This window comes from Streptosporangium sp. NBC_01810, from assembly GCF_035917355.1.
Taxonomy (GTDB): domain Bacteria; phylum Actinomycetota; class Actinomycetes; order Streptosporangiales; family Streptosporangiaceae; genus Streptosporangium.
Genome location: NZ_CP109070.1, coordinates 6,760,519 through 6,782,907, shown reverse-complemented (window position 1 = coordinate 6,782,907; position 22,389 = coordinate 6,760,519). Strand labels below are relative to the sequence as shown.

The window sequence follows — 22,389 nt, the reverse complement described above, 5'->3', positions numbered from 1 at the left end:
GATTCCTCGGCGGGTGCGGGCGACGGGACTCGGGGCCCGTGACGATCGAGGTTCAGCGCGAGGCCTGGACCTCTTCCTGGCCGGGGTCGTCCTGCCGAGGTCCTGCCGAGGCGAGTGACCCGGTCCGTGTCGATGGAGAGCGCAGGTCCATCCGCAGTCGGACCCGGGAGCCTCCGGCGAGCTGCTCGATGGTGAACTCGTCGCACAACTGGGTCATCAGCCACAGGCCGAAACCTCGCACGGTGCCCGTGGGGCGTTTCGCCGGGATGTGCTCGGCGGCCAGGAGGCCCAAGGCGTCGGTGACGTCAATGGTCAGGTGGGTCTCGTCCTGCCAGATGTCCAGCGTGCCCTTGCCACCGCCGTGCTCCAGGACGTTGATGACCGCCTCGTTGGTGGCGAGGAGGAGGTCGTTCAGGCGGTCGCCCCGGATACCGGCCTGATCGATGTACTGGTGGAGACGTTCTCGCAACGCACTGAGATCCTCGTCGATCGGCCAGTGCCGGCCGTGGTCGCCGATCACGACACCCCCTTGACGTCGCCTTGTCTGGCAGTCACCGGGGGGCGAGCCGACTTGCTCCAGAATCAGGGCGTTGCAGATGAGTTACACGATGCTAGACACCTGCCCGATCGTTGCCAACTTACGACGGTCATTCGCCGTGAATATCCGGAGCCGCTAGGAGGACTGGCGTGGTCGCAGCACCTTGACGGCGTCGGCGACGGTGGGCTGGATGCCGAAGGCATGGGTGAGCCCGGTCAGATGGAGGATTCGTTCCAGGCGGGGGTACGGGTTGACCAGGACGATGCTGCCTCCGCGGCTCAGGACGGTCTTGCGGGTGTTCAGGAATTGCTGGATTCCGATGGAGTCGCAGAAGGTCAGGTCGGTCAGGTCTACGACAAGGTCGACCCTGTCCTGGCCGATGGCCTGGTGAAGGTCGTGATAGAACCGCTCGGCATTGGCGTAGTCGAGCTCGCCGGCCAGGCTGAGCAGGACCATCTCCTTCGCCGAGGGGTCGGACACGTAGGTCACGCGGACGGCAGTGCTCACAGGTACACCTCTGCAGACGGTCGAGGGGAGGGAAGGCGGCCGGGACGCCGTCGCCGGGCAGGCAAAAGCCTGATCATGATCGCCTCAAGCCAGGAGGAAGGGGCCGATGTGAATGCTCTCAGCTTGAGATCCTCCGAATTCCTCTAGAGAACTTTTACGGTACAGCTGGGAGCAATCCTGCGTTATACCACTAATGGATACGTTCTCCGGACCTGCTGTGAGTACTTCTGGACACGTTCTCCGGATCTGTTGCGAGCACCTCCGCCCAGCCACACAGCTCGGCGATCCGCCACGCGTGCGGCCGGAGACCTCCGACGACCAGCCTGCGGTCGCTCGCCATCCCGAACGCGGCCTCCGCCAGCACTCTCAGGCCGCCCACGTCGACGAAGTCGACACCGTGGAGATCGGCGTGCAGATCGTCGCCGGTACGCTCCGCCGCCATGGCAAGGGCCTGTACCAGGACGTGCCGCGTACAGAGGTCGATGTCTCCCTCGCAGCGCACGCCGGTCGGCAGGTCGGTGAAGAGGATGCGCAGTGAGCCGTGGTTGACCTCACCTACCATTGCGATCACCTTCTAGGTGGGCATGAGGGGCAGTCGACGTCCGTCGCGATGCACAGGTATGTCGGCTGATCGCCATGAGGTACCGGCAGCGCGGGTACCTGTTCTCATCATCCTTCAGTCAGGCGCCCTTTGATACGGTTTGCCGGTTTCATGTTCTAGTGCGCAGAAACCGATGAGTCGTCGCACCCGCCAGACCTGCCCATCCACCGAGAATCCGCACGCGCGGGAATGAACGCCTCGCGGGATCGGCTGACCAAGGAACCGCCGTACGGCGGTCCGGCAAAGGAGAACCCCCATGCAGGTGGACGTCAAGCTCTCCCCAGGTGGCGATTTCTTCGTGGCGGAGGTGGACGGAAGGCGCGCGGGGCGGCTGGAACTCGTCCGGCGTGACGGGGCCATCGTCTATCCCCACACCACGGTCGAGCCGGAGTACGAGGGCAACGGGGTGGGATCCGCGCTCGTCCGCACCGCACTGGACGCGGCCCGCGCCGAGAAGGCCAAGGTCGTGCCTCTCTGCTGGTTCGTCAAGGAATGGATGGACCGTCACCCCGACTATGCCGATCTTGTCCAGGGTGCCTGATCGACCCGTGGCCTCAGAGATCCATAACGAGATGGTTTGGGGCATTCGCGCTCCGGGTGGCCGCGCCGGAGCGAGCGGACACGCTGGTCACCGTGATGACCGGGTGGAAACATCCTCGGCGGCCGGTGACCGGAACTTTCGGGCGGATGGAGCGGTCCGTCAAGGGGGTTATCGTAATGACGCGGGCGGTTTCGCAACAGGATTCATGGCAGATTGTGATCATCAGATCGCGAGTCGTGCGGGATGATAGTGACGATTACCCGGCTAGCGTAGATCGGCTGTGACGCTTGTCATGCGGACCGAGTCATGGCCCGATCCCTTGCTAGGCTGCAGGGAACCGTTCGAACCGGGCGTTGTCTCACCCCGGCAGGTGAGACTTCTCAAGAAGTGGGGTCACACCGTGAAGAAGTTGCTCGTTCTGGCGCTCGTCGCCCTCGGGGGGCTGCTGGTCTGGCGCAAGGTGCAGGCCGACCGCGCCGAGCTCGACCTGTGGACCGAAGCCACCGGCAGCGAGAACTGACAGACGCGGCTACCGATTCGGGTGCTTTCATGGTCCTTGTCCAAGATGGAGTAAAGCCCATCAGGCTTGTCTGCCTGGATCTGGCAGGCACCACGATCGGTGATGTCGCCATGGTCGAGCGAGCGTTCGCCGAGGCGATCGCCACGCAGGGCATCGTGCCCGGGACCGGTGCGTACGCTCGTGCCATGGTGCACGTGCACCGGTCCCGGGGATGCTCCAAGATCGATGTCTTCAGGGGTATCTTCCCGGACAACGAGGCCCAGGCCCAGGCGGCCAACCTGACCTTCGAACGCTCCTACGAGGGCGCCATCGGACGCGCCGGCCTGGTTCCACTGCCCGGAATCGTCGAGGCACTCGACAAGCTCCGTGGTGCCGACGTCAGGATCTGCCTCACCACCGGCTTCAGCCGTGTCACGCTCGGCCGCGTGCTGGCTGCCCTGAGCTGGTCCGACAGGCTTGATCTGGCCCTGTGCCCCGAGGACACCGGCCGTGGCCGTCCGATGCCCGACCTGGTGCTCGCCGCGGTCATGCGACTAGGTATCGAGGACGTACGCCAGGTCGCCGTCGTCGGGGACTCCGAGAGCGAAATGCTCTGCGGTCGCCGCGCCGGCGCGGCGGTGATCGCCGGCGTCCTGACCGGCGTCCACAGCAGGGAACGTCTCCTCAACGGCGGAGCCACCCACATCCTCGACTCCATCGTGGACCTTCCCGCCCTCCTCTTCGACGGCGCGCCCGTCGAATCCCCCCTGGCAGCCACCGCCCACTGAAAACCGTCTCGCTCGAAGCCCGTCCGCTCGAGGCCACCCGACACGCCGTTGCCCGCGAATCCAATTGGCGTAGGGGCGGCTCCTATTGCTACGGTGTACGACTGAAGCGGGTCGTCTCCAAGGCACCGGCTTGGATCTCGGGGCCTTAGCTCAGTTGGCAGAGCGCCTGCTTTGCAAGCAGGAAGTCAGGAGTTCGAATCTCCTAGGCTCCACCCCAGGGCCCCGGCGTTGAATTGTTATGTCCAAGTCCGTCCTGTTGATCAGATGTTGTAGACGGCGAATGCGGCATCGTGGTCGAGGAGATCGCGGCGAGCGTGGGCGATGTTGGCCCGGCCGGCCAGACGGATGGTGCTGATCGCCAGATTCCGGAGGCTGGCTAGGGTTCTGGGTGCGGTACCCGTCCTGACCTGGGAATGATCCTCCGCGAATGTGACGTCCCTGACCCAATTCAGCCGGTTTTCCACCCCCCAGTGCGCCCTTTCGTAGTGGTTGAGGTGCGCGGGGCCTGCCAATTCAACGGGCAGGCTGGTGATGCCGAACACGATCTCCTTGCTGGTCCAGGCGCCATCCAATTCGCCGACGTCGCGGCGGAGCCGGAAGGCTTGCCGGGCGCCGGGGAAGAGGCCGTCATCGGCAGAGGCGGTGCGGATGGTGCGGCGTTCCCTGCGGCCGTGCCCGTGATCGTCATCGACCGCGGTGGTTTGCGTCCAGTCGGCATCCGGCCCGGACAACAGCGCGTGCGCGGCGGCGCGTGCCAGCGGTTGATTGCCCTTGAGGATGAGGACGTAGTGGCCGCCCAGCTGGGTGATCAGACGGGCGGTGGTCTTGGTGGTGTGCAGGGCGTCCAAGGTCAAGACCATCCCGGCCACCCGCAGGTGGGGCAGCATCGCGCGGGCGGCGGGACCCTCGCCTTTCTTGCCGGCGACCTGACACTGGCCCAGGATCACGCCGTGCTCGTGGCTGATCGCGCCGACCAGGAAGACCCTCCCGTCTTCGCTGGTGCGTGCCCCGCGCAGGGCCTTGCCGTCCAGCGCCGCTGCGGGCAGCAGCCCGGCCGGGGCGGGATGGCTGAGCCGGCGTCGTGCCGCGCGGCGCTGTTCCCGTTCGGCGGGGCCGGGAGTGTCGGGCAGTTGTGGCGTCAGAGCCTCCTGCCGTATCACCTCGGCGACATAGCCGCTGATCGCGGCGTCCAGCGCATCGGCGTCCAGCTCCGCCAGAACACGGCGGAAGGTACGCTCACTGGGCACGAGGAACAACCCGGTGAACAGATCACGGTAGGCGCCCAGCCGCTCCAGCGCCGCTTGCGGGCTTCGGGCGGCCCACTGCCAGATCGCCGCGACGCTGTCGCCGCCGACGACCAGGGTCGCGCACGCGGCCAACGTCAAGATGGCCACCAGCGGATGGCGCAGACCGCAAGCAGACCGCCGATCGGGAACCGTCGCCAACCGGCGCATCAACGCCGATTCCACCACGACCGGATCGGGTGCCAGTTCGGACTCCCACAATGCCAAGTCGGCGAGCTGGTCAAGACACGAGACATGCGGGGAACTGGTCAGAGAAGATGGGGACACGAGCGCGACTCCTGCGATGATCTCCGGATTTCGACACCCGAAAGATCAGCAGAAGTCGCGCTCTTTCGCGTTCCACCTGGCCAAACGCTCAACGTCGGCATACCGCATCAGAACCCGGGAACGCCGGGGCCCTGGGCTCCACCCCACGTCAAAGGCCACCTCCCATGATCGAGAAGTGGCCTTTTCGACCTCGTACAGCAGTGAAATACAGCAACGGCCGCCCTCGAAGCTTGTCACGCCCCCGGGCGCCCCTGCACTAGGCCGAAGGGGCGCCGCGGACCGGCATCGGACTACTTGAGCGGCAGGGCGAGCAGGTTGTTGGTCCACACCTTGTCAGCGTGAGTCTGCAGGTACTTCACTCCACGGACGGAAGTCCGCACAGCGACGTCCGCACGGTGGCCCGCAGCGTCCTCGCAGTACGCCTTGTTACCTTCCTCGATCCACTTCACCAAGTCTTCGCGGCTATTGTCTCCCGTCTTACCGGTGCTCGGGTTGATCCACCAGAGGCGGGCGATGTGCTCGTGTTGCTGGCCGCCACTCATGCGCCGGTGCGTGAACTTGATGGCCACTTGGACCCCTTCCTAGGGCTGGAAGCATGCCGAGCCCTAAACTGTTGAAGCAGCTACGAAGGCCGTATACCGCTCTGGCATGAGAAGATACCAGAGAGGCATGATGCTGGTGTGCCGAGAAGGGGAGTCTGTTGAGCAGCAACGCCGCAAGGGTCGGCGAACGTATCCGCGCCGCCCGCGAAGCGCTGGGATGGTCGCAGGGTGAGCTGGCGCGCCGCGTTGACCGCACTCAGACTGCGATCAGCTACTGGGAGTCAGGGCGACGGGCCTTAGGGGTCGACGACTTAATTGATCTTGCTCGCGTTCTCAGTGTTCCTACGGCAGAGCTCTTGCCCGAGGCGCCGGCGAAACCCGTCACGCCGACATTGCTTCGGGCGGTGGCGGAAAGAGTTGATGCCGCCAAGCTTGCCGACGAGCTTGAGAGATTCACGGAAGCCGCCCAAGGACTTGAACGCCCGGCGATTAAGTGGCGTGTCGCTCCTGCATCACCGCGAGATACGGCGGAAGCGCTTCTAGAAGCTTCAGGGGTTTCGAAATATCCAGTGCCGATCGAAGAACTTGTCTACGGTTGCGGTGTACAAATCTTGTCATGGGATTTCCGTGATATAGATGGCCTGATAGTGGAGCTATCTACGACCCCTGTGATCTGGGTGAATCGTAACCAGGCAGAGGTGAGGCAGCGCTTTACGCTCGCCCATGAGCTCGGCCATTACTTGCTGCGCCACATAGACCAGTTCCATATTGACTTCGGTGGCGATCTGTCCCCGAGTGTTACGGGTGGACATCCGAGCTACGACTGGCGTGCAGAGCGAGCCGCTAACGAATTCGCGGCAAACATTCTTATGCCCGCATCGCTTGTGCGAGCCAGACATGCCGTCAACAACAACACCAAAGTGTTGGCCAAAGAATTTCATGTAAGTGCCGCTGCTATGGGTTATCGTCTAGCCCATCTAGGGCTCGATAGCGACGCGGATCAGCCATCGCTATTTTAATAAAATCTCCGAGGATCGACCCAAGCCGAAGGCCACTCCCCTGATCGGGAAGTGGCCTGTGCGGTCGTATACCGCTACTTCTACGCGTCCAGGTGGTCACCGAGCCGCTTGAGCGCCTTGCGCGTCTCCGCAGACGAGACCTCGCTGTAGATGTTCATGGTGACCGAGATCTGGCTGTGCCGGAGGATCTGCATCGCCACGCGCGGGTGAACGTCGAGCGCGACGAGGAGAGACGCGCAGGTCTTCCGGGTAGCGTGCACGTGGACCCTGCGAACCCCCGATTTTGCGCAGGCGTTGGTGAAGCTCCGCCGGAAGTTCGACGGTTCTACAGGGCGCCCGCTGGCGGTGGTGAACACCAGCCCCGTTTCCTGCCATGACTCCCCCGCGGCTTCACGTGCCGCCCGGTGCTCAGCCTGCCGAGCCCGAAGGGCGGTGGTCACGATGTCGGGGAAAGGCAGCACGGCGTCAGAGGCTTCCGTCTTGGTCTCCCGGTGGTGGAGCTTGCCGCCGACCCGCTGGAGTTGCCAGCCGATCGTCATCTCTGCCTCGTTAAGGTCGACGTCTTCCCAGCGGAGGCCGAGCGCTTCGCCCAGGCGCAGGCCGAGGACCAGGACCAGGACGTAAGCCGGGTACATCGGGTCCTGCCGAGTGCGGGCTGACTCCAGGAAGGCACGCGCCTCGTCGACGCTCCACGCCTTGACCTTGCGCTTGCGAGGGACCGACATCTTCACGTTGGCCGCGACGTTGCGGGAGAGGGTCTCTTCCCGTACGGCGTTGCTCAGCATGGCCCGGAGCGTCATGTAAGCATCGTGGACGGTCCACTCGGAGGCCGTCTGCTTGCAGCACTTCCCCACCGCGCAGCAGTGACGCCGCTTCTTGGGGTCGCTGTGCTTCTCAGGACGTGCCTTGTCCTTTCCCTGGGCACAGCACTGGCACAGGGTGCGGATCTTGTTCACCCAGGCTTGCACGTCTCGCACGCTCAGCTTGTCGAGCCGCTTCGCACCGAGTGCGGGCACGATGTAGAGCCGGGAGAACATCTCGTAGTTCGCTACCGTCTTGGGCGCAAGATTCGGTTCGACGACGTTCTTGAGCCAGTACGCCAGATAGTCGGAGACCTTCGGCGATTTGGTGACCACGGGACCCTTGCGAGCCAGCTCGTGGAGCTTGATCCACTTCTCGTGAGTCTCCTCGCGGGTCTTGCCGTAGGCCCATTTCCGAGTCTTCTTGCCCTCCGGCGTGACGACCCAGACGTAACCGGCATAGCCGTTCTTGTAGGGGAAGATCGAGCCTTCACCGTTCGCGCGCTGTCCCATCAGGCGGCCTCCTCGCAGAGTCGGGTCACGTAGTCGTTCAGGGCGGATTCCGGGATCCGGCGGCAGCGCACGTTGACCACGATCGAGTCGAGTTCGCCGGAGCGGATGAGGGCGTAGAGTGTCCACCGGCTGACCTGGAGAGCGGCCATGGCCTGCGGAACGGTGAGTAATTTAGGACTCATGGCGATCTCCCGGATCAACGGAGCGAATTCCGGTAAGGGCGCTTACCAAAAGGGCGTCACCGGCCGAGAAACCCTGTCCGGCGTACTCCCAGTGCGAGACGACGAGAACGGTGTCCTCGTCGAAGAGCGGCAGGCGACCGGTGGTGATCGCTTCCCCGCGCATGTGCTCGGTGCGAGCGGCGCGGAGGGTACCGAGGGTGGTGGAGTAGCGGCGACTCTTGGTGGAGAAGTGGCCCCGGAAGCCGAGCATGTGAGCCCACTGGACAAGCCGGAGGTCGGCCAACTCGTCGAGGGAGCCCAGGCGCAGGCATTCGGCGATGAGCCGCCGGGGGTGATCGCGGAGGTTGAAGGCTTCCAGGTCGTCGAGGGGGTTGATACGACGATCCAGAGTGCCAACGCATTCGGCGGCTTTGGTGGCGTACTTGGCGATGTAGGCGGCTACGGCCTGTTCGGTGAGGTCACCGGTCATGGTGATCTCGCGGACGTCGAGCTGAGTGCCCCAGCCGAAAGACCGCGCGGGTTCGCCGGATACCGCAGGGACGGTGACCGCGACGGCCGAGGCGGCATGCCCTACGGCGTCGGTCAGCAGGTCGGCTGTCGCCCAGGCCGGTGGAGGGGTAGCCGGCCCCTCGGGGCCGTCGACGCGGATGACCGCGTGAAAGTGGACGACGCCGCGCCGCTGGTACTCGGCGACCTTGGCGAAGGAGATGACGGCCTGTTCCCGTAGCTCCCGCTGGGTCAGTCCGGCGTTCTTGGCGACGCGTCGGCGCAGAGCTTCGGTGAGGCGCCGCCACAGTTCCGGGGACATGGCGTTGAACAGCACGCTTCCCGCGTAGTCGTAGCAGTCCGGGCAGAGCGGTTCACCGAGGCGGCTTTCGTCGGCCCCGTGCCGCGCGGTGCAGGACATGACACGTCCGTGTGGGCAGGTGGCCGCGTCGCGTCGAGCGTGGCAGGGCAGGACGGTGCCGTTCTTCTCTCGCCGGGTGTGGACGGTGCCGAAGGAGGGAGCGGTGAGGGTGACGAACAGGCAGGGGTGCGCGGTGACCGAGTCCGGGACACCCTTGCCGCCGACCAGGCCCGCGCGGATGAGTTGGTAGGTGTCGGCCCGGTAGGTCTCGGCGCAGGACGGGCAGCGCGAGGCGCGTCGGGTTTTGCAGGGGACGCGAAGGATGCCGTCTGGTTCGGTCGCGGTGGTGTAGCTGTGCAGTCGGTTGCCGGTGGCGGGGTCGAGGTGGTGGACGTGGCCGCGCAGGTGGATGGGCTGTCGACAGCCGCCGGTGCGGCGGATCTGGGAGGCCCAGCGGGCGTATTGGGGGTCGTGGAGCCGGGTGATCATCCCGGCTACCGCGTGGGTGGTTGGCATGATGGGGGTGTCCCTTTCGGGCTGTGAGGTTCGGTGTGGGATGGCCCCCGACGTGGCGGACGTCTTGGCGGATGTGTGGTCACGCCGGGGGCGCCAAGGACTCTCAGCTGAAGCCGAGGCCCTCGCAGTGCTCGCAGGTCTGGCCGTGGCTGTCGACACCGGTCCCGCCGCAGTGGCAGCACAGCCAGCGCTTGGGCGCGATGTCGACGAGCGGGGAGTCCTGGTCGTCGGTCACGTGATCCACCTCCCCCCGGTGCGCTTGGGCGCGGTATCGAGGAACACGCGCCAGGTGTGTGGCCGCTCATGCAGCGGCAGGATCTGCGAGACCGAGCCGACGGGGAGGATCGTGCGGATCTTGTTGATGGCGTGGGCGAGTTCGGCGTAAGTGCCGTCGAGGCGGATGCGCATGGGGTCTCTTTCCTGGTCAGGCGGTACGGGGCGAGGGGACGGGGTCGGGGGTGATGCACCCCTCGTAGGAGGTGTTGGCCCGGTGGCGAGCCCGAGCGGCGGAGAAGATGCCCACGGCCTTGTACTCGACCGGCCCGAAGGTGCGGCAGGCCCGGTAGTGGTCGTGCTCGGAGTCGCCGGGGTCTGCTTCGGTGTCGAGGAGAGCGGCGATGGTGTCGACCTCGGAGCGGATGTCGAGGTCGGTCCCCCGGGCGAAGTAGGTGAGCCCGGCGAACGAGGGGACGGGGACGGTGGGATTGGCCTCCAGGAAGGTGGCCAGGTCGACCAAGCCCTTGATGAGAGCGGCGCGGGGAGTGGTGCCGGGCATGGGGTTCTCCTCTGTGTTCAGGCGGGTTCGGGGCTGTCGCGCAGGGTGCGCAGCAGGTCGGAGGCGAGTTGGCTGGACACCCCGAGGCGGGTGCGCAGGGTGTCGCGGGTGATGGGTCTGCCGTGCCGGGCGTGGTGTTCGTCGGCGACGCGGCGCGCGTAGTCGAGGAGCTCACTCGTTGGCCCGGTGCCGTTCTGGCCGTTCTCAGTGCGGTTCTGGCCGGGTACGGCGGGAGTGGGCGACGGTGCGAGCGCGGCTGGTTCGGCCGGGGTCTGCGGTACGGCGTCCGGGACGGGAACGGGTGCCGGGGACGGTTCAGAACGAGGGTCGGTGGAGCGTCGCTCCAGCATGGAGACCGCGATCAGGAACGCCCCTGCCGGGGTCGCGGCGGTGATCCATCCCCAGGCCGACGGTTCGGCTTGGGCGAGGTTCGCGGCCAGGGATAGGGCGATCCCGCCGACGAGGACGAGGGTCGGCCAGGAGATCCAGCCGTTGCGTTGGCGTCCGTTCTTCTTGTCGCGCTGTCGTTCCCGTGCGGCCATGACACAGGTGAGGTCGATGCAGACGGCCACGGCCCAGGCCATCCAGCCGTCCTGTCCGTGTTCGGTGGCGGTGTCGCGGATGTGGGTGAAGCTGCCGGCCCCGGCGATCGCGGCGAGGATCAGCACCGGTGCGGAGTCGGCCAGCCGTACGGCCAGGCGAGGCGCGGTCGCGGTCACGGCGGTTCTCCTTCCGAGAGGTCAGGCGATGAGTTCGGGGGTGTCGACGCCGGGCAGTTCGTGACCGAGGCCGGAGGCAGCTACCTGGTTCCACGACGGGGCCATTTCGGCGTAGGCGCCCGCGGCTTGCTCGGCGGCGGTGGTGGAGACGTAGCCGGACCGCGCCCGGTACCACCGGCCGTCAGAACCGGTGATCACGGCCACGCCGGGCAGTTCCGGCGCGATGGACCGGGCGGCAACCAGAGCGTCGGGGTCGAGGTCGCCCAGCGTCATCACGGCGGTTTCGGGATCGTTGACCCGGTGACAGACCCGCCCGCCGATCTGGGCACGCAGCGCGGTCACGCCGGGACCGAGATCGGAGCCGATCCGTTGCCCGGACAGGATCAGGTGGATGCCGAACGCGCGGCCGAGCTGGGCGATGCGCAGCAGCGCGGTGGCCGTCCGGGTGACCTGATCCTTCTCGGCCTTGTCAGCGGTCAGATACAGCTCGGCGAGTTCGTCGACCAGGACCACGACGGGGATCGGTCGGGAGGCATCGGGGAGTTGCCAGATGTCGCGCACCCCGTAGCGGCGACAGGCCAGCATCCGAGCGCCCATCACCGCGATCAGGTCGCTCAGCAGGTCGAGGCACTCGGCGCGGCTGGTGGCCAGCGCGGTCAGCCGAGCGGCGTAGGCCGACAGTTCGACGCCGCCTTTGAGGTCGAAGCCGACCAGGGCGACCGGTTGCGGGGCCAGGCCGACGATGAGGGCGTTGATCAGGTTGGACTTGCCCGATTGGGTGGCGCCCGCGTTCATCCAGTGCGGGATGAGCCGCAGGTCCATTCGCCAGGCCGCGCCGGTCTCCAGTACTCCGACGATCGGCCGGAGCAGGTCCTCGGCCCGCCAGCCGTCACGCGGCTCAGCAGGAGGGGAGGCGGGGGCGACGTGGGTTAAAGGGTCCTGGGTGATTCCTTGGAGGGTGACGCGGCCAGGCCGGGAGCCGATGACGCGAACCGCTTCGATGCGCCAGGCGTGCGCGAGCCGTTCGCAGACCTTGGCGTAGTCGTCGGGCACCTGGCCGTCGAGGAGGTGGAAGGTGATGCGGAAGCCGTGCCGCACGGGGCGAGGCAGGCCCATCCAGGGCTTGGTGTCGACCGCGACCCGCTGGAAGCGCCGCTTGACCTGCACGACGCCGGTCGAGGCGACCAGACCGGGAACGGTGGTGAACCACCACCGGTGCCGCTTCTTGGTCAGCCCGCAACCGGAGGCGACGTGACGCCAGGACCAGCGCAACCAGACGGCTTTACGCGGGAAGACCAGGACGTACCAGTAGGAGAGAGGAGCCCAGCGCCGCCAGGCGAGCAGCATGAGCACGACGGCGAGGACCTTGAATAACGGGTGGCCGAGGTCGATCACAGGTCCGCCCCCATCCCGGCGGAGAGGGAGGAACCGGCGGGGACGAAGGAGGCGGCCCGGTAGGAGATGCCCCAGCGTCCGCCCTGTTCCCAGACGTAGCCGACCAGGCCGACGGGGACGACCTCCTCGCCGGGGGTGATCTGCGGTTCGGGGGTGGTGGTGACCTTGACCAGCTCCATCCGGCCGAGGTCGTCCTCGAACAGGAAGGTGAGCTCGTACATGACGTTGCCGTCCTTGTCGCGCTTGATCTCGCCGGTGTCCTTGTTGACGAGGCGAGGCTTGGCGGCCTTGACGCAGGTGATCTGAAGCTTGGTGACGTCGACGGGGATGGGGATGGCGCGCATGATCGTTCCTTTGCTAGACGGGATGCCTAGAATACATAGAACACTTGGAGTTCTAAGTTGTCAATGAGTTCTTCGGCGGCTTGGTTGGTTTCTCTGCGGGGGTGTGCTGAACTGGCAACTAGTGAAAAGTAGTTATGACTAGTCGAAACGAGTTCGGATGGTTGAGAAGACCGGCCAGCCGGCCTACTTGCAGATCGTCGACGAGCTGCGCGGCCAGATCCGCACCGGCTCACTCGCCCCCGGTATGGCGCTGCCCTCCATCGCCCAGCTAGGCGAGCGCTTCGACGTCTCCGCCAGCGTGGTCAAGGCCGCGATCAGCGTGCTGCGCACCGAGGGCCTGGTGATCGGCCAGCAGGGCAAGGGCGTGTTCGTCCGCCAACCCCCCACCGAGACCTCCAAGCCCGAGGCGCCGGACGTGAACGCCGAGATCCTGGACCAGCTTGCCCAGACGCGCCAGAGCGTCAAGGAGCTGGGTGATCGACTCGCCGCTCTAGAGGCGGCAGTGTTCGCAGAGCCGCAGTGATCTCACCGATCCGGCACGCCAACTCGTCCAGCTCTGCCCGAATCGCGGCCAATTCCCAGCTAATCCGCTGCGGGTCGACGTTCACGGGTTCCTCCCTTGCTCTGCGGTGCGTTTCGCCTTTCGGGATGGCTTAAGTTCACCGCGAGCTGGGGGTTTCCGGTATCACACCGATCTAGTTAAGCTTCTTCAGTTCTCCTCAACACCCATTTACACAAGCGTTTTCATATGCACGACCGCACACCGCGCCACCTCCCCGAAGCGTGAAGGCGAAAGTATGCAACTGAAGACGACCCAGCGACCCGGCTGGACCCCCTCCCGCCTGCGCGAACACCGCGAAGCCCACGGCCTGACCCTGGAGAGCGCAGGCGAGCGTCTGCGCGAGGCGGCCAGCGGCCACGGTCTGAGCGTCCCGGCTGCCAACTTCCAAACGCTGTGGGGGCACGAGCAAGGAACCGTGTTCCCCGGCCCGCATTATCGGCGTGCTTACTGCCTGCTTTACCAGGCCACCGAACCCGAACTAGGGTTTCGCCCCCCTCTGCCCGGTGAATCACAGAAAGCGGAAATCGTGATTTCCGACCTGCCCGCACCCACCGACCCCGCCGCCGACAACGCCGCCGCTCTGGTCATCGAGGAGACGTTCACCAAGGTCTCCGTCGGCGGCATCGAGTCCAGTGACTCCCCGCCGGGGCTTCTGCGCAGCCGAGTGGTCGACGCCTGGCGCAGACGCCACGGCGGAGGCAGCCCCCGCCCCATCCTCGCCCTGGTCGGCGGATACGCCGGATCAGGCAAGACCGAGTTCTCTCGCTTCCTGTCCGACATCACCGGGTGGGCGTTCCTGGACAAGGACTCCCTGACCCGCTCCATCGTCGAGCGGCTGCTCGTCTCCCTGGGAGGCGACCCCAACGACCGTCACACCGACCTGTATCTCAAGGAGGTCCGTCCCTTCGAGTACCGGTGTCTGATGGAGACCGCGTGGGACAACCTCAACGTCGGTACCTCGGCCATCCTGGCGGCCCCGTTCATCGCCGAGCTCAAGGACGAGGCGTGGTTCGCCCGCCTGGAGAACCGATGTGCGGCCAAGGGGATCGACGTCGCGGCGATCTGGGTTCGCTGCGATCCCGAGTCGATGCGCGAGTACATCGAGTTCCGCGGCGCCGCCCGCGATGCGTGGAAGCTGAGCAACTGGGAAACCTACGCCGACAGCCTGAACGTCGAGGCCAGCCCTCCCACCGCACACGTCACCATCGACAATCGGCTCGGCGCGGCGATCAGCCTTGCCGACCAGACCCGCGAAGCCCTCAAGCGGATCCTGACGTGAGCCCGCAGGGAATCGTCATCTACGGCCCACCCGCCAGCGGCAAGGACACCATCACCGCCGCCCTTACTCGGCTGGATTCGCGGTTCGCGTTGCTGCCCAAGCTCAAGGTCGGCACCGGCCGAGCCGACGGCTACGAGTTCGTCAGCGCCGAGCACCTGGACAAGCTCCGCCAGGCGGGCCGACTGGTTGCCGAGACCCACCGCTACGGTAACGTCTACGCCATCGACCGCCAGACGATCGAAGACCGTCATGCCGCCGGCTATGTCCCCGTCGTGCACATGGGCAACCTCGGCGACCTGCGCCGCCTGATTGGCCGAACCCCGGATTCCTGGCTCCGCGTGCTGCTGTGGGTCCCGCGCGAGGTCACCGAACAGCGATCCCGAAGCCGCGGTGACGTCGACACCGGCAAGCGCCTTGCCGCATGGGAGGAGACGCTCACCGATCTGGAGACGAACAGCGACGCCGGGTTCTTTCACCTACGCCTCCACACTGACCGTCTCGGAGCCGACGCCGCAGCGCGCGAGATCAGAGGTGCCTACGATCGACTACGGCCAGCCGGGTGTCCTCAGTCGCAGGAGTGCCGCCCTTGAGACGAGCCTCTACCTCTGCCGGGATCAGGTCCAGCCGCCACCAGGTGCCGCACTGTCGACAATGGGCACCATCGGGCAGGGGATTCGGGCGGGTCCACTCCACCTCATGGTGAAGGCAGTCCGTCCCGGTCGCGTAGCTTCGGGCGCACTGCTCAGCTGTGACCGATGATTCATCCGCCGTCACGATCAGCGGCGCGTCTCCCTGGCCGCGCCCGCAGTGCGGGCACACCGGCGGTGTCCTGTTCAGCCGGTCTGCGATGCGGTGCTGTTCGTCGGCCAGTTGGCGGAGTTCTTCGGCCGTTTCGGCGACCAGGTGTCCGGTGAGCCCGGCGAGCATCTCCTGTTCGGTCAGTACGAGTTCGGGATCCCGGCGGGCGGAGAAGACGCCCCACCCGCTCTGTTCGGTCCGCCACCCCTCGATCACCGGCCCACCGGCTACCGGAGGCAGTGGCCACCGGGTCGGAAGCTGTTGGGCACCTCGTTCAGACATCGCGTCCTCATTCCGTTTCGAGCGTGACCGGTGTGGTGAGGCGTGACGGCGCCACCCTCCAAGGCCAACGCCGCCACGCCCGTTCAAGGGATCATCAACCCGTTCCACGACGGCCGAAGCAGCACGGGGGAATGGTTGAACAGGGTGGTGATCAGGGAGGCGTCCGAGGCGAACGAGCAGGAGACCGAGAGCAGAAACGTCGGCGGCCTCCACCAGCCGCCGCCGCTACCCAGGCGGCCAAGCTGGGTGACCTGTCCCCACACGAGGTCGACGTAGTGATGTCCGCGCCCGTATTCGTCGCCCTGTACCGGAGTGATCCGGAAGGGCTGGTCACGATCACGCTCGAAGGCCAGGTAATCCCCGAGGCGGAGATCCTCCGCAGGCCGCACCAACTCCCCGACAGCCACCCCAGGCGAACGAGGCGGCAGCATCAGAGACCCCGCACATCCGTCAGGCGCCGTCATGACGGATACGCCGCTCTTGACTCCGGTTCCGGCAGCGGGTGAGTCTGCCGCAACTCCGCGTACCGCAAGGCAACACGGTGCGCGGCCTGGTCAGGCTCGGCCAGCGGGTGACGGGCGTAGACGGGGCGACGCTGGCGAGGATTCCAGCCGGTACGCCACCAGAACTGATCCCCGCGACACCACACGATCAAGTCGACCCAGACCGACATGAGCGCCAGCCCGTACCCGTCATGCACATCAGCCACGATCCCGTAGTAAGCCAGGGCTTCACGAAGCTCCTCGGCAGCTCTCAGCGCCGTGTCACCGGAAGAGAGCACGGTCATGTCCCGCCTCCTGCCGTGCTTATCGCTCCGTATGGCGTATCGGCCGAGGTCTGTCTACGCCGGATTGGCCAGCAGGGGAGACGCTGTGTGGGTTCTTGCAGGGCCATGGAAGCCTCGCTTCGTCTGTCTGGGTTCGCGAGCCCGCCCGGAGCAGGGGAAGAGCTGCGTGGTTCAACCTCTCTCCATACTGCATCACTCTGGTACACGCTGCTACCCCCTTCTCTATAGTGCAGCATGCTGCAACCCAAAGCTACGGTGTCTTCCCAGCTCATCTACGGTTTAGAGCATGGATTGGGATCCGGGTGAGTACGTGTGGAAGCAGGTTGCCGACGTCATCCGGCAGCGCGTCAAGGACGGTCAATATCGCCCGCGCGCTCCGATCCCCTCCGAGATCCGCATGGCCGAAGAGCTCGGTGTAGCCAAGGGAACCGTCCGCAAAGCAGTCGCACACCTACGTGACGCCGGAGTTCTCTACACCTTGCCGCAGAAGGGGACCTTCGTCAGCGCCCCGGATAGCCAGGCCGACCACGACGAAGCCCCCACAGCCGAGTAGCCGGCTACCCCAGGGCTACAGCCCTATCCGCAGGTCAACCAGTCAAGACCTAGCCGAATGAGAACTTTCCATACGTCTTTTTAAAGGCGATCCGCCTACGGCGTCTCGCCGCGCGTGGGCGGTCGCTGGCCGCGCTGCGGCTCTTCGGCCGGTCGCGGCCCGCGCCGCCCACGCGGATCAGGCCCAAGCGAACGCAAGCAAGGTAAAGTTCTATCTATCCAGGAAGATGCATCTAACCAAGGAGCAAGGTCGCGCCGATGGCCACCCCGGAAGATAGAGAGCTCGCCCAGAAGGCGAGCAACCTAGTTGAGAGCAAGTTGCGCGAGCTTGTCTCAAACCCATTCGCCACTCGGACAGAGGTGGCCCCTGAAGCGCAAGTATGGTTGGATGACCTGCTCAGTAAGAACGACACGTACCGGGACGCCACCCTGGCCATCATCGCGTTTCCCGTTGCAGCAGGAAAAATAATCGATATAGGGATTTCTCCACCTTCTAGGCGAGGTGTCACGGAAAGGATTACATCCGTCTGTCGAGAGCTTTCAATCCCGTGCAAAAAAGATGCATTTCAAACTCTCGGGAAAGGAAACGCTCGACTGGATGGACTAGATAGGGGCTCCTGGAAAAATCTGCTTAAATGGGCTTCGGAAGATGCAGATATTCGTCAGGTGGAGGAGGCTTTCACCTACTTCGCTGAGGGTGTTGCGCTACTTGCACGCCCCCTGCCTCCAATGCCATCCCTCGCGACGAGAAACCTCACTTTCCCTCGCGTAACTTCTCTACTTGAGAAGCTGCTCAGCAAAGGTTCCAAAGGGGCCTACGAGCAGCTCATCGTTGCGGCTCTGCTCAGCGCTGTGGCCTCGGAAGAGGGGAGCCTTAGGGTAGAGACGAAGAACATTAACGCCTCGGACGCCAGTGCAGGAACTACCGCAGACATACAAGTATGGCGCAGAGGGGTTCTCGAAGAAGCCTTCGAGGTGACCGCCAATAATTGGCGAACCAAGATCAAGCAAGCCGCTGAGGCTCGTCAGGACCGAGACCTTCACAGGGTTCACATTATCGCTAGCGTTAATTCTATCTCCGAAGGAGAAATCGAGAAGGCGCTATCCGAGAGCAGCCTGAGCAAGAACGTAGACCTGTCGGTCTTGGATGTCCGCCACGAGAGTCGATCGCTCGTTGCTAGGCTTAGTCGCCCTGGTCGACGCACGGCCCTCGAAACTCTATATGAGTACCTCAAGGTCAAGCAGCCCGACGACGCGCTTGTGATTTCTTACGTAGAAGCGTTGGAATCTGCTGGCCTGGTTGAAGATGAGGAATGAGAGGGGATGTTTCTCATTCCTCACCAGAACCACTAAATAATTACACGCGGGGCTGAGCCCTTTATGTGGTCTACAAGCGCCCTACCGACCGCCTGTGCCAACTTAGGCGGAACCGCGTTCCCCACCTGTCGATATTGGGAAGACCGACGACCGACAAACTTCATATCAGGCGGGAATGTCTGAAGGGCCGCTGCCTCCTCTACGGTGATTCTTCGCGCCCCGGGAACTTCTCCCGTCTTTGGGGTCCCGCCATCCATTAGATATTTATGATAGCTGGGAACGATATTTGCGACATCCAGCCAGGGAGTTTTGTTTCCCCCCATCGATGCAAGCATTGTCGGCGCAAGTCTGTCGAGTTGAATTGGTCGGCCTCCACCATTGAATAGCAACCCGTCATACGGGCTAGGCCGCAGATCAGGGTTCTTGGCATAGGTGATTTTCGAGAAGTTAGGATCACCAATAATTTTTGTTGGGCTGATGATATCGCCAGCAACAACTAATGGGCAATCCTTGCCGGGTCCATGCGAAGGCTCAGGCCAGTTAAAACCATCCGCTAGGCTTCCAACCACAAAGAGCCTCTGGCGACGCTGCGGTACACCATAGTCCCCCGCCTTAAGCACTTCATACAAGACGACATATCCTAGGCCTCTGAATTTATCGATAAGCCCCTCAAAGGCTTTTATTGAAATACCCCGAGTTAACCCCGGGACATTTTCCATAAGAAAAGCTTGAGGCCTTATCTCCTTTATGGCTTGGAGGAATTTTGGGAAGCCGTCCCGCGGATCTTCATGGCCCAGCCGCTTCCCGCCGTCACTCCATGGCTGGCACGGCGGGCCTCCGACGACGACATTTACCGAGCCCTTGAGGTCGGAAAAGTTAATTTTCCCGACATCTCCTGGGAATATTTTCGCCGCAGAATGATTGAGCGCGAAAGTTTCTAGAGCGTCTTCGTCCCACTCTGCAGCCGCAACAATCTCCATCCCGGCCTCTTCAAGGCCTAGGGACAGGCCACCAGCTCCGGCGAAGAGATCAAGAACAGAAAGCATGTTCAGTATCCTAGGCCACAGGTGCGACATCTTCCCGCGTTCGCCAGGACCCAAGACTCGGACCACGCTGCCAGCGGCCCAGCAACCGACAGTCTCCACCCTCTTATGATCTTTTGGTGGCGGCGGAGCTGAGCAAGGCCCAGACGAGTGACGGCAACGATGATCGACTGGACCCCCGAGACATAGCGGCGAACGATCACGATTAGAGGTTCGGGCTAGCTCCCTGCGGAACTCTTGGGAGGGTTCAAGTGGCTGACCCTGCTGCAGCGTGCGTCCGAGCGCAGGTGACTCACCCTGCTGAGGGTGAGGAGCGGACCCAGCAGCTAGATTCAATATGTGTCTGACTCATGGGCCACTTCGGCAAACACTCGCAAGCTGATGCAAGCAAACAAGAGCAGGGACACCCGACCGGAGCTCACGCTTCGACGCGCGCTGCACGCCCTCGGGTTGCGCTACCGCGTGTGCACCCGACCCATCGCCAGCGTGCGCCGAACAGTCGACGTGCTGTTTCGTCCAGCTAGGGTTTGTGTGGAGGTGCGCGGTTGCTACTGGCATGGATGCCGGGAGCACTTCCGCTTGCCTAGGGTGAATCAAGAATATTGGTCTGGCAAGATCCAACGGAATCGGGAACGCGATCTCAGGCTAGAGCGTATTTTGGCCGAGGCTGGATGGCAGTTAATCGTTGTATGGGAGCATGAAGATCTTCAGGTAGCGGCAGAAACGATTGCGCGCGTGGTCAGAGAGCGACGAGTGGAAAAAACTAACGCCAAACAGTCTTGAGAGTAGTCCTCAACACATATTTTCGAGAGTTCGCACGCTTAATCTTTAGAGGTCGCACTCTTGTCATGCGACGTGCGCAACAATTCTCAGTGGTAGTTACTGAGCCGATCATAAGTTCTGGGACTTTTGAGAAGATCGGAAGGCGCGTCGGCCCTGCTGGAGTGGCAGGCGGACCACCTGGACCTCCGGAAAATCTCAATATTTATGATCGCCTCAGTATCTCCTTGCGATCATATAACTGCACTGCCGCGCCGCTTCCGGTGCTCGGGCCTTGGCGGCCCTGCGCTCCGGGTCGGCTTGCCACCGAGTGGCGTGGTGGCCGGCCTCTCTGGGCGCGGGGCGTTCGCGTAGCTCACATCGCATAAGCCAGTCATACGACCCCCTCTCCTAATGTGGGTGTCTCAGAACCAGACGTTTCCTCATAAGGTGGGGTGCCGTGCAGCGGCTCGCGCTCTTCGACCTGGACAACACACTCGTCAACCTGGACGAGGCGTTCCAGGTATGGGCCGGGAAGTTCGCCGAGGAACACGACTTAGGCCGTGAGGCGGTTGATTGGTTGATCGCTCTCGACCGAGCCGGCTACCCGCACCGTGAGATCTTCTTCACCAAGGTCCGCGACCGCTTCGCCCTGTCCGAGCCGGTCGACGAGCTGTGGAGCCGCTACCGCCAGCGCATGCCGTACCTCGTCCACTGTCGACCCGAAGTGATGGACGGGCTGTCTCGACTCCGCGAGTCAGGCTGGAAGGTGGCGATCGTCACCAACGGCACCGCAGACAACCAACTCGGGAAGATTCAGCGGACGGGGCTGGCCGAGGCCGTCGACGCCTACGCGCTCTCGGGACTCGAAGGTATCCGTAAGCCCGACATCGGGCTGTTCGAGATCGCGGCCAAGCGCTGTGGCGCGGTTCTGGCCGACGGGGGATGGATGGTCGGTGACCACCTCGTTGCCGACATCGGCGGAGGACGCGCAGCCGGTCTGCGTACGATCTGGGTCGACCGAGGCACGTGGCCCGACCACGATCACGACGCTGATCATGTCGTCACTGACGTGCTCCAGGCCCTGGAGATCCTGCACGCCGAGCGGTGATCGAGCGGCTGTGCCGTAGCCCCGAGGAGGCGTGCCGTACAGCACGGAAGTACAGCAACAGGGCCGCACAACCCCTCACGTCAACATCCACCATCACACGCTTGAGCAGGCCGAGGAGCTCCCCAGGTGGTGACCGGCTCCCCTTTGCAAGCAGGAAGTCAGGAGTTCGAATCTCCTAGGCTCCACCCAAAATTACCCCTCTGACCAGGCTAAACAGCCTGGCCTTTTCTCATTCTGATGATCTTCGCGCCCCCAGTGGGAGGAATTTGGGAGATCAACTTCCACGGGCCGAGCTGGGGCTCCAACAGGGCCTGCAATTCGGGCAGGGGTGAAGGCCCGAATCGGGCCCGCCACCTCAGCGACTTCTCCCACCGCTCCTGCAGGGAATCCACGATCAGCTGACGGAACACCGGATCCACGTGTGAATAGACGCCACGGATCCCCCATCCGATGCCCGAGCCGCTCGAACTGGGCCACCTCCGGAACCCCGTCGCCGATCATCCACGTCTTGTGGCTGTGCTTGCTGTCGTGAAACGTCAGCCCCTCCACCACCGGGCACCACGTCGTCACCGCCCGCGCCGCGGTCCGCTCCAACGTCCCCCCCGCCGCCGCGGCACATACCGGCCATCCGCGTCCACCATGATCCGAGACCGCTCGCGCTCCCCCTTCTTGACAAGCCGCCCGTCAGCCGCCGGCCGGAAGAACTGGTTGGCGAACCCGGTCCGGCTGTAGTGGTCCGCCACCAGGCTGCCCGGCCTGCTCGTCGGCCGGAACAGGTAGTCGCCCTGATGCCCCTCACATCCGCACGTACCCGGCTTGGTGCGGCGCAGCTGATCCGACATCAGCTCGGCCAGGAACGGAGGCAGCGGGATCGTCCGGCGGCCGTTGTGCTTCGGCGGCGCCTGGATGAACACACCCCTGACCTCTCGCAGCTGCCACTGCACCCGGATCGCGCCGAGCCGCGCATACTGCCGCTCCAGGCCGCGCACCTCGCCGAACCGCATCCCGGTGTACGCGGCGAGGAGAAACATCAGCGCCTCATCCCATCGGCCAGCCAGTAGGCCGACCCGCTCGGCGATGGTCAACGCCTGGTTAGGCGTGAACCACCGCGATTCCTCATCCGTTGTCTCCACATGCACGTCCTGCCGGCCTCGTCGCCGAGTCTGTCGCTGCCTTCGAGCAACGCATCGCCGAGAACGCCC

The 22,389-nt window shown here is 64.4% G+C and carries 30 protein-coding genes and 1 tRNA gene; 12 read left to right on the top strand and 19 right to left on the bottom strand.

The window, feature by feature from the left end:
* Positions 1-52: 52 nt before the first annotated feature.
* From OIE13_RS30620 to OIE13_RS30610, 3 genes are all read right to left on the bottom strand, one after another.
* Positions 53-520 (bottom strand): ATP-binding protein, encoded by a 468-nt coding sequence (locus tag OIE13_RS30620; RefSeq protein WP_326646249.1) that lies wholly within the window; start codon positions 518-520, stop codon positions 53-55.
* A gap of 153 nt (positions 521-673) precedes the next feature.
* Positions 674-1,045 (bottom strand): STAS domain-containing protein, encoded by a 372-nt coding sequence (locus OIE13_RS30615; RefSeq protein WP_326646250.1) that lies wholly within the window; start codon positions 1,043-1,045, stop codon positions 674-676.
* A gap of 190 nt (positions 1,046-1,235) precedes the next feature.
* Positions 1,236-1,607: an STAS domain-containing protein gene (locus OIE13_RS30610; protein WP_326829074.1), complete on the bottom strand. Its 372-nt coding sequence runs from the start codon at positions 1,605-1,607 to the stop codon at positions 1,236-1,238.
* A 295-nt stretch (positions 1,608-1,902) separates the two neighbouring features.
* Here OIE13_RS30610 and OIE13_RS30605 point away from each other — a divergent pair, with 295 nt between their 5' ends.
* From OIE13_RS30605 to OIE13_RS30590, 4 genes are all read left to right on the top strand, one after another.
* Positions 1,903-2,187: a GNAT family N-acetyltransferase gene (locus OIE13_RS30605; protein ID WP_326646252.1), complete on the top strand. Its 285-nt coding sequence runs from the start codon at positions 1,903-1,905 to the stop codon at positions 2,185-2,187.
* A 400-nt stretch (positions 2,188-2,587) separates the two neighbouring features.
* A complete protein-coding gene (locus OIE13_RS30600) occupies positions 2,588-2,707 on the top strand; it encodes a DLW-39 family protein (RefSeq protein ID WP_211264163.1) in 120 nt (39 codons plus the stop codon).
* Between the two features lie 29 nt (positions 2,708-2,736).
* Positions 2,737-3,474: an HAD family hydrolase gene (locus OIE13_RS30595; RefSeq protein ID WP_326646253.1), complete on the top strand. Its 738-nt coding sequence runs from the start codon at positions 2,737-2,739 to the stop codon at positions 3,472-3,474.
* 139 nt (positions 3,475-3,613) lie between these two features.
* Positions 3,614-3,686, top strand: a tRNA-Ala gene (locus OIE13_RS30590).
* A 48-nt stretch (positions 3,687-3,734) separates the two neighbouring features.
* On the opposite strand, the gene OIE13_RS30585 is transcribed toward OIE13_RS30590, so the two are convergent.
* Complete coding sequence (locus OIE13_RS30585; protein ID WP_326638736.1) at positions 3,735-5,045, bottom strand: ISAs1 family transposase; 1,311 nt, start codon at positions 5,043-5,045, stop codon at positions 3,735-3,737.
* A gap of 290 nt (positions 5,046-5,335) precedes the next feature.
* Complete coding sequence (locus tag OIE13_RS30580) at positions 5,336-5,614, bottom strand: DUF3892 domain-containing protein (protein ID WP_326829073.1); 279 nt, start codon at positions 5,612-5,614, stop codon at positions 5,336-5,338.
* Between the two features lie 131 nt (positions 5,615-5,745).
* Between OIE13_RS30580 and OIE13_RS30575 the strand changes: the two genes are divergently transcribed.
* Complete coding sequence (locus tag OIE13_RS30575; RefSeq protein ID WP_326829072.1) at positions 5,746-6,606, top strand: helix-turn-helix domain-containing protein; 861 nt, start codon at positions 5,746-5,748, stop codon at positions 6,604-6,606.
* An 80-nt stretch (positions 6,607-6,686) separates the two neighbouring features.
* Here the strand turns inward: OIE13_RS30575 and OIE13_RS30570 are convergent, their stop codons facing one another.
* From OIE13_RS30570 to OIE13_RS30530, 9 genes are all read right to left on the bottom strand, one after another.
* Entirely contained in the window at positions 6,687-7,919 is a 1,233-nt protein-coding gene (locus OIE13_RS30570; protein ID WP_326829071.1) for a site-specific integrase, read from the bottom strand.
* Positions 7,919-8,101 carry a helix-turn-helix transcriptional regulator gene (locus OIE13_RS30565; protein WP_326829070.1) on the bottom strand — a complete coding sequence of 61 codons (183 nt, stop codon included), beginning with the start codon at positions 8,099-8,101 and terminating at the stop codon, positions 7,919-7,921. Before OIE13_RS30565 ends, OIE13_RS30570 begins: the two co-directional genes overlap by 1 nt.
* Positions 8,091-9,464, bottom strand: a complete 1,374-nt coding sequence (locus OIE13_RS30560) for a replication initiator (RefSeq protein ID WP_326829069.1) — start codon at positions 9,462-9,464, stop codon at positions 8,091-8,093. The genes OIE13_RS30565 and OIE13_RS30560 overlap by 11 nt, the downstream gene beginning before the upstream one ends.
* Positions 9,465-9,567: 103 nt before the next feature.
* Positions 9,568-9,699: a hypothetical protein gene (locus OIE13_RS30555; protein ID WP_326829068.1), complete on the bottom strand. Its 132-nt coding sequence runs from the start codon at positions 9,697-9,699 to the stop codon at positions 9,568-9,570.
* Entirely contained in the window at positions 9,696-9,872 is a 177-nt protein-coding gene (locus OIE13_RS30550) for a hypothetical protein (protein WP_326829067.1), read from the bottom strand. Before OIE13_RS30550 ends, OIE13_RS30555 begins: the two co-directional genes overlap by 4 nt.
* A gap of 16 nt (positions 9,873-9,888) precedes the next feature.
* A complete protein-coding gene (locus OIE13_RS30545; protein WP_326829066.1) occupies positions 9,889-10,239 on the bottom strand; it encodes a hypothetical protein in 351 nt (116 codons plus the stop codon).
* A 17-nt stretch (positions 10,240-10,256) separates the two neighbouring features.
* A complete protein-coding gene (locus tag OIE13_RS30540) occupies positions 10,257-10,958 on the bottom strand; it encodes a DUF2637 domain-containing protein (RefSeq protein ID WP_326829065.1) in 702 nt (233 codons plus the stop codon).
* A gap of 21 nt (positions 10,959-10,979) precedes the next feature.
* Positions 10,980-12,353, bottom strand: a complete 1,374-nt coding sequence (locus OIE13_RS30535; RefSeq protein ID WP_326829064.1) for an FtsK/SpoIIIE domain-containing protein — start codon at positions 12,351-12,353, stop codon at positions 10,980-10,982.
* On the bottom strand, positions 12,350-12,697 hold the full coding sequence (locus tag OIE13_RS30530; protein WP_326829063.1) for an SCO3933 family regulatory protein: 348 nt from the start codon (positions 12,695-12,697) through the stop codon (positions 12,350-12,352). The genes OIE13_RS30535 and OIE13_RS30530 overlap by 4 nt, the downstream gene beginning before the upstream one ends.
* 157 nt (positions 12,698-12,854) lie before the next feature.
* Between OIE13_RS30530 and OIE13_RS30525 the strand changes: the two genes are divergently transcribed.
* The 3 genes from OIE13_RS30525 (at position 12,855) to OIE13_RS30515 (ending at position 15,128) form a co-directional block, all read left to right on the top strand.
* Positions 12,855-13,220, top strand: coding sequence for a winged helix-turn-helix domain-containing protein (locus OIE13_RS30525; RefSeq protein WP_326829062.1), 366 nt, complete (start codon positions 12,855-12,857; stop codon positions 13,218-13,220).
* Positions 13,221-13,494: 274 nt separating this feature from the next.
* Positions 13,495-14,538 carry an AAA family ATPase gene (locus OIE13_RS30520; protein WP_326829061.1) on the top strand — a complete coding sequence of 348 codons (1,044 nt, stop codon included), beginning with the start codon at positions 13,495-13,497 and terminating at the stop codon, positions 14,536-14,538.
* Positions 14,535-15,128: a guanylate kinase gene (locus OIE13_RS30515; protein WP_326829060.1), complete on the top strand. Its 594-nt coding sequence runs from the start codon at positions 14,535-14,537 to the stop codon at positions 15,126-15,128. The genes OIE13_RS30520 and OIE13_RS30515 overlap by 4 nt, the downstream gene beginning before the upstream one ends.
* Here the strand turns inward: OIE13_RS30515 and OIE13_RS30510 are convergent.
* The 3 genes from OIE13_RS30510 to OIE13_RS30500 all read right to left on the bottom strand — a co-directional run bounded on the left by OIE13_RS30510 (position 15,064) and on the right by OIE13_RS30500 (position 16,405).
* Positions 15,064-15,618, bottom strand: coding sequence for a hypothetical protein (locus OIE13_RS30510; RefSeq protein ID WP_326829059.1), 555 nt, complete (start codon positions 15,616-15,618; stop codon positions 15,064-15,066). The two genes, OIE13_RS30515 and OIE13_RS30510, sit on opposite strands and share 65 nt — an antisense overlap.
* 83 nt (positions 15,619-15,701) lie before the next feature.
* A complete protein-coding gene (locus OIE13_RS30505) occupies positions 15,702-16,007 on the bottom strand; it encodes a hypothetical protein (RefSeq protein WP_326829058.1) in 306 nt (101 codons plus the stop codon).
* Between the two features lie 71 nt (positions 16,008-16,078).
* A complete protein-coding gene (locus OIE13_RS30500; RefSeq protein WP_326829057.1) occupies positions 16,079-16,405 on the bottom strand; it encodes a hypothetical protein in 327 nt (108 codons plus the stop codon).
* 286 nt (positions 16,406-16,691) lie between these two features.
* Between OIE13_RS30500 and OIE13_RS30495 the strand changes: the two genes are divergently transcribed.
* Both OIE13_RS30495 and OIE13_RS30490 read left to right on the top strand, forming a co-directional pair.
* On the top strand, positions 16,692-16,958 hold the full coding sequence (locus OIE13_RS30495; protein ID WP_326829056.1) for a winged helix-turn-helix domain-containing protein: 267 nt from the start codon (positions 16,692-16,694) through the stop codon (positions 16,956-16,958).
* A 257-nt stretch (positions 16,959-17,215) separates the two neighbouring features.
* On the top strand, positions 17,216-18,274 hold the full coding sequence (locus OIE13_RS30490; protein ID WP_326829055.1) for a restriction endonuclease, SacI family: 1,059 nt from the start codon (positions 17,216-17,218) through the stop codon (positions 18,272-18,274).
* Between the two features lie 32 nt (positions 18,275-18,306).
* Here the strand turns inward: OIE13_RS30490 and OIE13_RS30485 are convergent, their stop codons facing one another.
* Positions 18,307-19,320 carry a DNA cytosine methyltransferase gene (locus tag OIE13_RS30485; protein ID WP_326829054.1) on the bottom strand — a complete coding sequence of 338 codons (1,014 nt, stop codon included), beginning with the start codon at positions 19,318-19,320 and terminating at the stop codon, positions 18,307-18,309.
* Between the two features lie 336 nt (positions 19,321-19,656).
* On the opposite strand from OIE13_RS30485, the gene OIE13_RS30480 reads away from it, so the two are divergent.
* Entirely contained in the window at positions 19,657-20,100 is a 444-nt protein-coding gene (locus tag OIE13_RS30480; RefSeq protein WP_326829053.1) for a very short patch repair endonuclease, read from the top strand.
* A 436-nt stretch (positions 20,101-20,536) separates the two neighbouring features.
* Complete coding sequence (locus OIE13_RS30475; protein ID WP_326829052.1) at positions 20,537-21,187, top strand: HAD family hydrolase; 651 nt, start codon at positions 20,537-20,539, stop codon at positions 21,185-21,187.
* A 566-nt stretch (positions 21,188-21,753) separates the two neighbouring features.
* Here OIE13_RS30475 and OIE13_RS30470 read toward each other — a convergent pair.
* A complete protein-coding gene (locus tag OIE13_RS30470) occupies positions 21,754-22,320 on the bottom strand; it encodes a hypothetical protein (protein WP_326829051.1) in 567 nt (188 codons plus the stop codon).
* Positions 22,321-22,389 lie beyond the last annotated feature (69 nt).

Excerpts from the sequence above, each read along its gene's own strand:
- OIE13_RS30605 (WP_326646252.1), top strand. The coding sequence starts at position 1,903 with ATGCAGGTGGACGTCAAGCTCTCCCCAGGTGGCGATTTCTTCGTGGCG.
- OIE13_RS30610 (WP_326829074.1), bottom strand. The coding sequence starts at position 1,607 with ATGGTAGGTGAGGTCAACCACGGCTCACTGCGCATCCTCTTCACCGAC.
- OIE13_RS30570 (WP_326829071.1), bottom strand. The coding sequence starts at position 7,919 with ATGGGACAGCGCGCGAACGGTGAAGGCTCGATCTTCCCCTACAAGAAC.
- OIE13_RS30545 (WP_326829066.1), bottom strand. The coding sequence starts at position 10,239 with ATGCCCGGCACCACTCCCCGCGCCGCTCTCATCAAGGGCTTGGTCGAC.
- OIE13_RS30565 (WP_326829070.1), bottom strand. The coding sequence starts at position 8,101 with ATGAGTCCTAAATTACTCACCGTTCCGCAGGCCATGGCCGCTCTCCAG.
- OIE13_RS30495 (WP_326829056.1), top strand. The coding sequence starts at position 16,692 with ATGGATTGGGATCCGGGTGAGTACGTGTGGAAGCAGGTTGCCGACGTC.
- OIE13_RS30560 (WP_326829069.1), bottom strand. The coding sequence starts at position 9,464 with ATGCCAACCACCCACGCGGTAGCCGGGATGATCACCCGGCTCCACGAC.
- OIE13_RS30485 (WP_326829054.1), bottom strand. The coding sequence starts at position 19,320 with ATGCTTTCTGTTCTTGATCTCTTCGCCGGAGCTGGTGGCCTGTCCCTA.
- OIE13_RS30550 (WP_326829067.1), bottom strand. The coding sequence starts at position 9,872 with ATGCGCATCCGCCTCGACGGCACTTACGCCGAACTCGCCCACGCCATC.
- OIE13_RS30525 (WP_326829062.1), top strand. The coding sequence starts at position 12,855 with ATGGTTGAGAAGACCGGCCAGCCGGCCTACTTGCAGATCGTCGACGAG.
- OIE13_RS30510 (WP_326829059.1), bottom strand. The coding sequence starts at position 15,618 with ATGTCTGAACGAGGTGCCCAACAGCTTCCGACCCGGTGGCCACTGCCT.
- OIE13_RS30595 (WP_326646253.1), top strand. The coding sequence starts at position 2,737 with ATGGTCCTTGTCCAAGATGGAGTAAAGCCCATCAGGCTTGTCTGCCTG.
- OIE13_RS30520 (WP_326829061.1), top strand. The coding sequence starts at position 13,495 with ATGCAACTGAAGACGACCCAGCGACCCGGCTGGACCCCCTCCCGCCTG.
- OIE13_RS30490 (WP_326829055.1), top strand. The coding sequence starts at position 17,216 with ATGGCCACCCCGGAAGATAGAGAGCTCGCCCAGAAGGCGAGCAACCTA.
- OIE13_RS30500 (WP_326829057.1), bottom strand. The coding sequence starts at position 16,405 with ATGACCGTGCTCTCTTCCGGTGACACGGCGCTGAGAGCTGCCGAGGAG.
- OIE13_RS30530 (WP_326829063.1), bottom strand. The coding sequence starts at position 12,697 with ATGCGCGCCATCCCCATCCCCGTCGACGTCACCAAGCTTCAGATCACC.